The organism is Pseudomonas rosaeacicularis, from assembly GCF_057128745.1.
This window is the reverse complement of the sequence record NZ_JBSKHT010000012.1, coordinates 208,021-219,471: the sequence shown is the minus strand read 5'-3', so window position 1 is coordinate 219,471 and position 11,451 is coordinate 208,021. Positions and strand designations below refer to the sequence as shown.

9 protein-coding genes and 1 tRNA gene are annotated in these 11,451 nt (G+C 57.2%); 4 read left to right on the top strand and 6 right to left on the bottom strand.

Annotation, left to right across the window (positions count from 1 at the left end):
* Positions 1–53: 53 nt before the first annotated feature.
* Together ACWKWM_RS17330 and ACWKWM_RS17325 are read left to right on the top strand one after the other, a co-directional pair.
* Positions 54–3,296: a response regulator gene (locus ACWKWM_RS17330; protein WP_483847308.1), complete on the top strand. Its 3,243-nt coding sequence runs from the start codon at positions 54–56 to the stop codon at positions 3,294–3,296.
* Positions 3,297–3,316: 20 nt separating this feature from the next.
* The gene (locus tag ACWKWM_RS17325; protein WP_483847307.1) at positions 3,317–3,964 is read left to right on the top strand and encodes a response regulator; all 648 of its coding nucleotides are present in this window, start codon (positions 3,317–3,319) and stop codon (positions 3,962–3,964) included.
* 40 nt (positions 3,965–4,004) lie between these two features.
* On the opposite strand, the gene ACWKWM_RS17320 is transcribed toward ACWKWM_RS17325, so the two are convergent.
* From ACWKWM_RS17320 to ACWKWM_RS17310, 3 genes are all read right to left on the bottom strand, one after another.
* On the bottom strand, positions 4,005–4,433 hold the full coding sequence (locus ACWKWM_RS17320; RefSeq protein ID WP_483847339.1) for a plasmid pRiA4b ORF-3 family protein: 429 nt from the start codon (positions 4,431–4,433) through the stop codon (positions 4,005–4,007).
* 294 nt (positions 4,434–4,727) lie between these two features.
* Positions 4,728–4,988, bottom strand: coding sequence for a DUF6429 family protein (locus ACWKWM_RS17315; RefSeq protein WP_483847306.1), 261 nt, complete (start codon positions 4,986–4,988; stop codon positions 4,728–4,730).
* Between the two features lie 456 nt (positions 4,989–5,444).
* A tRNA-Met gene (locus tag ACWKWM_RS17310) sits at positions 5,445–5,521 on the bottom strand.
* A gap of 446 nt (positions 5,522–5,967) precedes the next feature.
* Here ACWKWM_RS17310 and ACWKWM_RS17305 point away from each other — a divergent pair.
* The gene (locus ACWKWM_RS17305) at positions 5,968–8,034 is read left to right on the top strand and encodes a methyl-accepting chemotaxis protein (protein ID WP_483847305.1); all 2,067 of its coding nucleotides are present in this window, start codon (positions 5,968–5,970) and stop codon (positions 8,032–8,034) included.
* A gap of 73 nt (positions 8,035–8,107) precedes the next feature.
* Positions 8,108–8,767 carry a class I SAM-dependent methyltransferase gene (locus tag ACWKWM_RS17300; protein ID WP_483847304.1) on the top strand — a complete coding sequence of 220 codons (660 nt, stop codon included), beginning with the start codon at positions 8,108–8,110 and terminating at the stop codon, positions 8,765–8,767.
* A 69-nt stretch (positions 8,768–8,836) separates the two neighbouring features.
* Here ACWKWM_RS17300 and ychF read toward each other — a convergent pair whose 3' ends face one another.
* The 3 genes from ychF to ACWKWM_RS17285 form a co-directional block, all read right to left on the bottom strand.
* Entirely contained in the window at positions 8,837–9,937 is a 1,101-nt protein-coding gene (gene ychF / locus ACWKWM_RS17295) for a redox-regulated ATPase YchF (protein ID WP_483847303.1), read from the bottom strand.
* Between the two features lie 21 nt (positions 9,938–9,958).
* Positions 9,959–10,543, bottom strand: a complete 585-nt coding sequence (pth, locus tag ACWKWM_RS17290; protein WP_483837575.1) for an aminoacyl-tRNA hydrolase — start codon at positions 10,541–10,543, stop codon at positions 9,959–9,961.
* Between the two features lie 165 nt (positions 10,544–10,708).
* Positions 10,709–11,317 (bottom strand): 50S ribosomal protein L25/general stress protein Ctc, encoded by a 609-nt coding sequence (locus ACWKWM_RS17285; RefSeq protein WP_483847302.1) that lies wholly within the window; start codon positions 11,315–11,317, stop codon positions 10,709–10,711.
* Positions 11,318–11,451 lie beyond the last annotated feature (134 nt).

Sequence of the window (11,451 nt, the reverse complement as noted above, 5' to 3'; positions counted from 1 at the left end):
GTCATGGTGGCCCCGTATAGGCGCCGTATCCTCTGGGCGTCAAGGCCTCCTCGATGAAAACTGAAAGCCTCAAATTAGGCGCGCTGGCACTGAGTTCGCAGCGGCTCAACAAGCTGTTGCTGATCCTCGCCGGCTTGACCTTGCTGCTGGTCAGCATGTGTTACTGGGCGTTTGATCGAGTGCTCGAAGAGGAGCGCGACAAAGTGGATTTGCACTTCGGTCGTCTGGTCGAAAGCATCCATGAGTACGAGACTTTTTTGCGCAATGTCGCCAGTGCCTATGACCGCACGAACCAGAATATTCAAACCGACATTCGTCCTTTGTCTCGGGTCGAGATCATGCAGAAGGGCGATGAACGCGTGTTTCAAAATCGCGGTCTGGCGATGTCCCAGCCGTTCACCCTGAGCGAGCGCGTCAGGTTCAGCCAGGCCCAGTTGCAAGGCGCATATTCGCTGGGCGTGCAGTTGACCGACTACTACAGCACGTTTTGGTCAAACTCCAACTACTCCGCGCCACAGACGTTTCTGTTCTCGCCCTCTGATCAATTCAACATCGCGATCCCTGGCGTTGAAGGCACGCGCAATCGGGCGGTCTTGTTCAAGAACAACTTTTTTGATCTCACAGGGCGCCTGCATCAGCACCTGCTCGCCCAGCGTAGTCTGCTCAACGATCGTAAAGTGCGCTGGACCCGGGCACCTGCAAACTTGCTCGACGGCAGCAAGGTGATCGTCGCGCTGATTGGTGTGGATATCACCCCATCGATCATGCCGGCGCAGCAGGATGAAGGGCTATTGGCGATGGTGGCGTTGCTGGATGCCAGGCGCATCAACGGCCCGGACAGGCTGGGGCTCAAATCCATCAACGACCGCGTCACGCTGATTTCGCCGAGCGGTGACGTGTTGCTGGGCGCTGCGCAGGATCCGGTCTCAGTGCCGATGGGTTTGAGCTTCGAGGCTGAGGGTTTGCGCTTCAAGCTCACCTTCAGTGGTCCTGAGCAGTGGGTCGGCTTGTATGCCATCAGCTACAAAAGTTTTTTCCGTTACGCGCAGTGGCCGCTGCTGGGCGTCGCCGGCGTATTTCTGCTCGCGCTGCTGTTGGGCTGGCGGGTTAATCGGTGGTATCGCGCGCGTATCGTTGAACCGGCCCAGCAAGCCAATCGACGGCTGACCGAGAGCGAAGCGTTCAACCGAGCCATGTTGTACAGCGCCCCGATCGGCTTGTGCGTGGTGCAGCGCAACAACAGCAAGGTGCTGCTGGAAAACCAGCGCGCGCAGGAATGGCAGGGCACCGCGGAATTGATCAGCCTGCTCAAGCGCGACTACAGCAATCAAGAACCTCAGGAAGTGCAGATCGAGGTGGCTGGGCGGTTCCTTCTCGTTCGCTTTATGTCCACCCGCTATCAGGGCGAAGATGTCGTGCTTTGCGGTTTCAACGACATCACCCGTCACGTCGATGACGCCCAGTTGCTGGAACAGGCACGACGCACAGCGGACGAGGCGAGTGCGGCGAAAACGTTGTTTCTGGCAACCATGAGCCATGAAATCCGCACGCCGCTGTACGGTGTGCTGGGCAACCTCGAACTGCTGGGGCTGACCGATCTGGACGCTCGTCAACGCGATTACCTGCAGACCATCGGGCGCTCATCTTCGGTGCTGTTTCAATTGATCAGCGATGTGCTTGATGTCTCCAAGATCGAGTCCGGGCAAATGGCCTTGGAAACCACGACGTTCAGCCCGCTTGACGTGTTCGAAGACGCCGTGCGCAGCTACTCAGCCACCGCTACCAACAAGGGTTTGCAAGTATTCGCCTGCGCCGATGCGACGCTGCCCGCCCTGATGAGCGGAGATGCTGGGCGTATCCGCCAGATCGTCAATAACCTGCTGAGCAACGCGATCAAGTTCACCGAATCCGGCCGCGTGGTGTTGCGGTTGAAAGTCACTGAACTCACGGCCACAAACGCCTCGTTGCAGTGGCAGGTCTCCGATACGGGGGTGGGCATCAGCGAGAAACAAATGGCGGGGCTCTTCAAGCCGTTCTCGCAGATCTGTGGCAGCGAAGGCGGTGGAAGTGCGGGGTTGGGGCTGTCGATCTGTGCGCGTCTGAGTGAGCTGATAGATGCGCAGCTACGAGTGGTGAGCGAGCCCGGTTTGGGCAGCAGTTTCTCGCTGCATGTGCGTTTGCCGATCATTGCGGGAGCGCTGCCCGATTGCGCCGATATCAAGCTCGATGGTCTGGCGGTTCACGTTCGTGCGCCGCTCAAGGAACTGGAGCAATGCCTCGCCGACTGGCTCAATCGCTGGGGCGCGCACGCTACCGTTTTGCCGGCGGGCTACCAGGGCGACGCGCATTCGATTCTGCTCGACCTGTCAGCGAACCCCGCTCACGACGAACCCTGGGCCGGGCGACGGCTCACCGTCAGCGACCTCGGTCATCGCCAGCCGCAACCCACGAGCGACGGCTGGACGGTGAATGCTTTCGACATCCGCTCGATTGCCCGAGCCTTGATGTTGGCGCACTCGGGAGCCGTGCAGGCGCGCGAGCTCAGCGGCCCCGGCCCCTTGACTTGTCAGGGGCTGCGCGTGCTCGTAGCCGAAGATAACCCCATCAATCGCGCCATTTTGCAAGAACAGCTCGAAGCGCTTGGTGCCCAGGTCATCACCACTCCAGACGGCGAGGAGGCCCTGCAACGGTGGTCGCCCGAGGATTTTGATGTGGTGATCACCGACATCAACATGCCCCGTTTGAACGGGTATGAGCTGACCCGCGAGCTGCGAAAACGTGATGCTGTCATCCCGATCATTGGGGTGACGGCCAATGCGTTTCGTGAAGAAGGGGAGCAATGTCTGGCCGCCGGGATGACGGCGTGGATCGTCAAACCCCTGAGCCTCAAGCTGCTAAGTCAAACGCTGCTTGAACATGGGCGCAGCACAGTGACGCCGGACAAACCTTCTATCGAGGCGCCAGAAGAGCAAGCACATCAGGATCTGGACGGCTGGATCAGCTTGTCGCCGGCCATGCGTGATTTGTTTATCACGACCATGCAGGAGGACCTGTCCAGCGTGCAGCAGGGACTTGAACAACAGGATGCCGAGTGCGTTGTGCGGCACTTGCATCGCATGAGTGGTTCGCTGGCAACGGTCTGCGCATCGCACTTGAGCGCCGCGTGCAACGCGTTGGAAACCTCGCTTCACTCGCATTCGCTGGACGCTACTCGGATCGCGCAGGTGCAGGCGCTGTTGAGGCGCCTGGAAATCGCCGTACTCACATTGACCGACAATTTAGGCCCTAATGGGTAACCCGGAATGGAAGGTAGACAGTGCAAAAGATCAACGTAGTGATCGCTGACGACCACCCCATTGTGCTGCTCGGTGTGCGTGAAATCATCCAGCGCGATGGCCGTTTCCAGGTCGTCGCCCAAGCCACCTCATCCAGTCAGCTGGTCGATGAGCTTCACAGCCACGCCCCCGAAGTGCTGATCACCGACTTCAACATGCCTGGCGACAGCGCCTATGGCGATGGGCTCAAACTCATCGAATACCTGATCCGCACCTTCCCGCGCACGCAGATATTAGTGCTGACGATGATCTCCAACAGCTTGATCGTGTTGCGCCTGCACGAGCTGGGCGTCGTCGGCGTAATCCAGAAAAACCATTTGTACGAAGAGATTCAGAACGCCCTCGACGCACTCGCCTCTAACCGCAAATACCAAAGCCCGACTCAGGAGCCTGTATCCGTCATCCCCAATGCGCAGATGCTCGACGAGCGACTCGCCAGCCTGTCACCCCGGGAAATCGAAGTGCTGCGGCTGTTTGTGTCCGGCAGTAGCGTCAGCGACATCGCCCGCCTGCTCAGCCGCAGCACCAAAACCGTCAGCGCCCAGAAAATCTCGGCGATGCGCAAACTGGAAGTGACTTCGGATCATGCGCTGTTGAGTTATTGCATCAGGGCGGGGGAGTTTCAGTAGAAGGAATCTGTGACCGTTAACGCCTGGTAGACAGAGTTCATCAGCCCGTTAAACGCTTTAGCTCGTCATTAATACGGTCACGGTCAAATACTGCGGGATCAAAATCAGCCTCTCCAAACCACTCGGAGATTGCCTCGTGGTCGGGGTCATCGGGATCAGCCAGCGCCGCCAGCAAATACTCATATTGACCTGCGCCACCGGCATCTTCTGGCGGACTTGCGTTGGCGCCGTCAAGGCAATGCGGTGAACGAGGACAGTCAGCGGCTGGGACAGTCTTCTCGACCTTGATGTGATGTTCCCAATTGTCACCCAAGTCATACACGTAGTCGAAAGCCTTCTTCCCCGCCAAAACGTCAATCAGTGTCTTGCCCTGTTCCGAAACCGTAGCAGTCGCCCAGCCAGGTTCGGGCACACCATAAGTCTTACCGTCAATTCTGAATTCGTGCAAATGGCTGTCGCTCCAGACCATCACGCTTTGAATCACCTCACACAATGCGTTCAGGCACTGCTACACGGCGCTATACCGTGGGTTTTATCTCCGCCAATTCGATGTGCAAGATCAGCAACCGGTCAGTGGCGACTAACGAGAGATGGGGAGTTTTGGGCACGATTAGCGCAGCCTCGCTGTGTTCGATGGGATTAGGGGGACAGTGTAATGCTGGCAAGATGTTTGGGAACCGAGCCAGCTCAGATAGAGGACTTTGCTATAAGCCGATGATGCTTCGGTCGGTGCCCATTCGCTGAGCCGATGCGTCTACGCGATTCAGATATCTGAGTGGGACTCATGGCCTGCTTGAGCGCTCGTCCCAAATAACCGGTCAGCTATCTTCCGACCTCGCTCCAGGCCTTCCTGCGTCAACCAGATCGATTTGTTTCTGTTCACCGGATCACTGATGAAACCATGTTCATGCAGTCGATTCATGACCTCGAAGTCAAACCCTTTCCAGGTATTGCCCTTATCAGTACTGAAGGCTGCCAATAGGGCAAGAACCGCGTCTTCAATCAATTTGTCGTCATATTCCATGATTTACTCCACTCAATAGCGATAGGTGCAATCAAGAGCTTCTGGGCGCCTTGAATCTAATCCACCTGAGCCCTGATCGTGTATTGGCGGTCGGCGCATCAGGTTTCAATAGGTCAAGAGTAGGACGAAACGGGGAATTTGCCGCGAATGTACCGGTGGAGCGACGGGGCCGCGAAGGCGTAATTTCAGGCGGAACTGGCTGAATGACCCATCGCAATCGCAGCCTCGCGCTGCTCGTCAGCTTCTGCAATTGAGGGGCGTGATCATTTGAGTCATCGGCAAACTTGAAGGGCTGTAGGAGCGCGCTTGCCCGCGATAGCTTTGTACAAACCTCTGAGTTGTCGCGGCGTTAGAGCACATATAGGCGGCATCAAAAGACAGGCACAAAAAAGCCCGCACAAGGCGGGCTTTCTTGATTGGCTTACAAATTTCGGTAGAAATCTGTAAGCCGGTACTTGGTGGCTACACAGGGACTTGAACCCCGGACCCCAGCATTATGAATGCTATGCTCTAACCAACTGAGCTATGTAGCCAAGTGGCGCGCATTATTCGCTTAGATCGAATATGTGTCAAGCGTCTGTGTGAAAAATTTATCCCTGTGATCAAGCGGTTAGGATTTTCAGATCGCGTCGGAAACTGAACCTACGGCGGGCATGGATAGACCGTGGTTACAGTTTTGTAGCTCACGTTGAGTGTTTTCGCCCCACTTTCGTGCGTGTTAGCGTCATCACCTCGCCATGTAACGAGCAGGAGCGGGCGCAATAGTGGCGGTCCGGTTCTTGCTTAAGCCAGCTTCATCAGGCGGCTCCGTTCTGGGGCATGCCCAAAAAAGCTAATGATCGCATCGTGTCCCCGGCTAAGGGGATGGGCGGCTGTCGTCATTGAATCAATAACATGGCATTTTGCCGGTAGCATTTTAAGACCGCGTCCGCTGCTGCGTTGTGCCGCAGTCGGAAGTTGTTCAGGGGAGTAGTCGGACATGCAGAGTCTTTTATCGCCAGGAATCCGTCTGCTCGGGCGTTTCGGATTCGCGCGCAAGTTTCAAATCCTGTTTTTCCTGTTCATGCTGCCGTTGGTGGGCAGTCTGTGGATGATTGGTCAGGATTATCGCGCAAAGCTGACGGTCATCTTCAACGAGCAATCGGGCGTGCGCCAATTGCTGGCGCTCGATACGCTGGACGGTCAACTGGCCGCGCAACGTAACCGGGCGGCGCGCTGGAAAGCTGCTGACATCCTTCATGATCCAACGCCTGCGGCAAAAGCGGCAATGGCGGAACTTGATTCCACCAATCCAGCGATGCTGCAAAGCGTGCAGGCTCTGGGCGATACGTTGAAAACCCATAATGCCAGCGCCGATACGATGACCCGTTTCGAGGCGTTGCAGGCGTCGGTCAAAGGGATGGATTCCCAATCACTGCGAACCGTGGGCTGGTGGCCAGATGGCTACGACCGCTTCACGTCAGCACTGAGCGCAATGCAAAGCTTGCGTGAACAGATCACCATGGACACTGGGCTGATCCTTGATCCGTGGCTTGAAACCTACCTATTGATGCAGATTTCTACGCAGCAGAGCCCTGACCTGATCGAACGCATCGGTCGCATGGCGGGCGTGGGAGCATCATCCATCGCATCGGGGCAGTTCACGCTGCAAAGCCGTTTACAGATGCGCGATCTGCGCAGTCGTATCGGCGATGCCCGGGACCAGTTGGTCAAGGCCGCGACTACCCTGAGAGCCAAGTCGTATCCCGGACTGGAGGGCTGGACAGCTCAATATGACAACAGTCTTCAGCTTTTGGATAACGAGCTGAAAACCCTCGATGACAATGTGTTCGGCGGCACTATCAAGCTGGATGTTGCCGCGTTCGACCGCAGTGTCGACGGCATGCTCGATAGCCTCGGCGCTTTGCGCAATCAGTCGCTGACCTCGCTGGACGCAAGGCTGAATTACTACCATGACCTCGCGATCAGTCAGTTCATCCCGGTGGCCGCAACGTTCAGCATTCTTGCGTTGGCGGCTTTGTACTTGCTCATGTGCCTGCAGGCATCGATCCGCCGCAGCGCTCGCGGCATCACTACGCTGGCTGAGTCCCTGCGCGACGGCAATTTATGTGTCGAGGTCGCGGTAGAAGGGCGCGACGAGCTGGCTGCGATCAGCACTGCGCTGAACGTCGCGGTTGTACAATTGCGCACCAGTCTGCTCGGCGTAAATTACGAAACCCAGCAGTTGGGATCGGCGGTGCTGACTCTCAATTCGCAGTCGGGCAGCACGCTGACGGAGGTCGAAGACCAGCAACAGCAGATCAGCCAGATCGCCGCCGCTGCAACGCAATTGGCGGCGACATCCATGGGCGTGGCCAGGAGTTGCGAGCAGGCGTCCGGCAGCGCTCAGCAAACCCGGCGTATTGCCGAGGACAGCAGTCGCGACAGCCTGCGCACGACCGCTAGCATTCAACAGCTCAACCAGCGCCTGACCGATACCGCCGACGCGCTGGGGCGAGTGAGTCAGCAGGGCCAGCAGATTCAGTCCGTGGTCGACACTATTCGTGGCATCGCCGAGCAGACTAACTTGCTGGCGCTCAATGCGGCGATCGAAGCCGCACGCGCGGGCGAGCAGGGGAGAGGCTTCGCCGTGGTCGCCGATGAAGTGCGCAGCCTGTCGCAGCGGACTCAGGCCTCCACTGCTCAAATCGCCGGCACGGTGGACAGCTTGCGTTCCACGGTCAGCCAGGCCGTCACCTTGATGGAAGCTGCGTGTGGGCAGGCGATTACGGATGCGGAGTCGGTCACCGGTCTGGGTAACCGTCTAGGAGAGATTGCCAGCGCTGTTCAGAACGTGACCGATACCTTGGCACAGATCGCCACGGCGGTCGAAGAGCAAGCCGCCACCGCCGATGAAGTCAGCGGCAACATCCAGCAAGTTGATCAAGCGGCAGGGCGCCTGCTCGACGGTGCTCGCGCGGTCAATCAAGCGGCAGACACTCTGAGCAAAGGTAGCCGCGCGTTGAGTGACAATACGGCGCGGTTTCAACTGGGTTCAGGTTTGTAGGGGAAAGACTGTTTGAGTGTAAGATCGGCGCGATATCTTCGGCCGATCAACGTCTGAACGCTAAGGTTTGCCCATGACCACTGACAGCACAGCTGGCGCGGCGGTTTATTCGCCGCTGACTCTCGCGTTGTATGACGCCTGGGTGTTAGGGATTTCCAATCGTTATGCTTGGCGCTGCTCGACTCAAGACACCCTGCTTCCATTTTTCCGCAGTCACGTCGGAGCGCGGCACCTGGATATTGGCGTTGGCACCGGATTCTATCCCGCCAAGTCTGATCTTCCGGCCGATACTGCCATCACGCTGATGGACTTGAATCCGAGCAGCCTGGAGGCGGCCAAGCGCCGCATCGGTCGTGCTAACACGCGTACGCTCAGGCACGACGTCATGGTTCCGATCCCCGGTGATGAGCGTTTCGATTCGATTTCCTTGTTTTACTTGCTGCATTGCTTGCCGGGCCCGCTGGAAGCCAAGGCAGCGATTTTCGGTGTGCTCAAGCAAAACCTTGCGCCTGATGGTGTGCTGTTCGGAGCCACCATTCTGGGCGACAAAGCGGATCACAACGCGTTCGGTCGCAAGCTGATGAAGGTCTACAACAGCAAAGGAATTTTCGACAATCGGCAGGACACCGAGTCCGGATTCGAAACGCATCTTCGAAGGCACTACAGCGCAGTGGTGCTGAAACGAGAGGGCTGCGTGCTCCTGTTCAGCGCTTCACAGCCGATTGATCATTGAGGTAGGCAACAAAAAAACTGACCAATAAAAAGCCCCGCTATTGCGGGGCTTTCTGGTTTCAATCGTCTATTAAACGTTGAAACGGAAGTGCAGGACGTCGCCATCCTTGACGATGTAATCCTTACCTTCCAGACGCCATTTGCCGGCTTCCTTGGTACCGGCTTCGCCTTTGTACTGGATGAAGTCGTTGTAGGCGATGCACTCGGCGCGGATGAAGCCTTTTTCGAAGTCGGTGTGGATAACACCAGCCGCTTGTGGTGCTGTCGCGCCCACTTTCACGGTCCAGGCGCGGACTTCTTCGACGCCTGCAGTGAAATACGTCTGCAGGTGAAGCATTTCGTAGCCTGCGCGGATGACGCGGTTCAGGCCAGGCTCTTCAAAGCCCAAGGCTTCCAGAAACATGTCTTTCTCTTCACCGTCATCAAGCTCGGCGATTTCCGCTTCGATCTTGTTGCAGACTGGCACCAGCATTGCGCCTTCTTCTTCAGCAATCGCGCGAACTACGTCCAGCAGCGGATTGTTTTCGAAACCGTCTTCGGCGACGTTAGCAATGTACATGACCGGTTTGGTGGTCAACAGATGGAAGCCACGGATGACAGCCTTTTCGTCAGCGGTCATGTTCTTCATCAGGCTGCGTGCTGGCTTGCCCAAAGTGAAGTGGGCGATTAATTGCTCCAGCAGGCCTTTCTGGACCACTGCGTCTTTGTCGCCGCCCTTTGCGTTGCGGGTGACTTTCTGCAGTTGCTTCTCGCAGCTGTCCAGGTCGGCAAAGATCAGTTCCAGGTCGATGATCTCGATGTCACGCTTCGGATCGACGCTGTTGGATACGTGAATAACGTTTTCGTCTTCAAAGCAACGAACCACGTGAGCGATGGCATCGGTTTCGCGGATGTTGGCGAGAAACTTGTTGCCCAGGCCTTCGCCTTTGGAGGCACCGGCAACCAGGCCTGCGATGTCCACGAATTCCATGGTAGTCGGCAGGATCCGCTTCGGATTCACAATAGCGGCGAGTGCTGCGAGACGCGGATCGGGCATTGGCACAATGCCGGTGTTCGGTTCGATGGTGCAGAAGGGAAAGTTCTCTGCCGCGATACCGGATTTGGTCAGGGCGTTGAACAGGGTGGATTTGCCGACGTTGGGCAGGCCGACGATGCCGCAATTGAATCCCATGGTGTTTCCCCTCGAGTGATGTCAGGCCTTCTGGCTGTGCAGGTTTTTCATCGCGCGGTTCCATTCACCGGCGAAGATGTCCGGCAGCACGCCGAGGGCAAAGTCGATACTGGCGTCCAGTTTTTCCTGTTCGGCGCGTGGCGCTCGACCCAGGACGAAACCGGAAACCTTGCTGGCATCGCCTGGGTGGCCAATGCCGAGCCGCAGACGGTGAAAAGTGTTCTGGTTACCAAGTTGCGCGATGATGTCCCGCAGCCCGTTGTGACCACCATGACCGCCGCCTACTTTTAGTTTGGCAACGCCGGGTGGAAGATCAAGTTCGTCGTGGGCCACCAGAATCGAATCAACCGCAATACGATAAAAGCCGGCGAGCGCTGCTACGGCCTGGCCACTGCGGTTCATGTATGTGGTGGGGATCAGCAGACGAACATCCTGACCCTGATGCGTGAAGCGTCCGGTCAGGCCAAAAAATTTGCGCTCGGGCACGAGATTCACTCGATGCGCCGCGGCAATACGCTCAACAAAAAGAGCCCCTGCGTTATGCCGGGTCTGTTCGTATTCAGCGCCCGGATTTCCCAGGCCAACGATCAGTTGTATGGCAGTCACGACAGGGGCTCTTCCTTGGAGTTGTGGATAACGCCGACGATAGCGGCGACGAATGTGGGCGAAAACTGCTCATTTACCATGATGTAAACTCCGCGATCTCGCCCGCATTGCCTGACACTATCGCTCTCGGTGTTTCCTGAGCAACTCCGGTATGACCAAGTAAAATTACTCGGCAGTACCTTCTGCTTCTTCGTCTTCGGTCGGTACAACGCGTGGAGCGTGAACGTTGGCAACAGCCAGGTCGTTACCGTGCGCCAGTGCGACGAACTCAACGCCTTTAGGCGCTTTGAGGTCGGACAGGTGAACGATCGAACCGATTTCCAGTGCCGATACATCAACTTCGATGAACTCAGGCAGGTCTTTCGGCAGGCAGGTCACTTCCAGCTCAGAAGTAACGTGCGAAACTTCGCCGCCTTTCTTGATTGGAGTTTCTTCGCCAACGAAGTGAACCGGTACGATTGCAGTCAGTTTCTGACCTGCGATTACGCGTACGAAGTCAGCGTGCATCACGTGGCCTTTGGCCGGGTGACGTTGCAGCGCTTTGATGATGACGTTTTGCTTTTTGCCACCAACGCTCAGTTCGATGATGTGGCTGTAAGCCGCTTCGTTTTCGAGCAGTTTGGCAACTTCTTTGGCCAGCATGCTGATGGACTCAGGGGCTTTCTCGCCACCGTAGACTACAGCTGGAACCAGGGCGGCGAGACGACGCAGGCGGCGGCTCGCACCTTTCCCCAGGTCGGAACGCACTTCAGCATTAAGAGTGAAATCATTCATGTTGTTTCTCCAAAATAACCACATTCGCCTTTGCGTTTGCGACCGACGCTCGGGCGATATGGGCAAAAAAGCCCCGCCCTGACGGGTTGTCAGGGCGGGGCGCTTTTCGTCGGCGTGATATCTGCGAAGGGAGA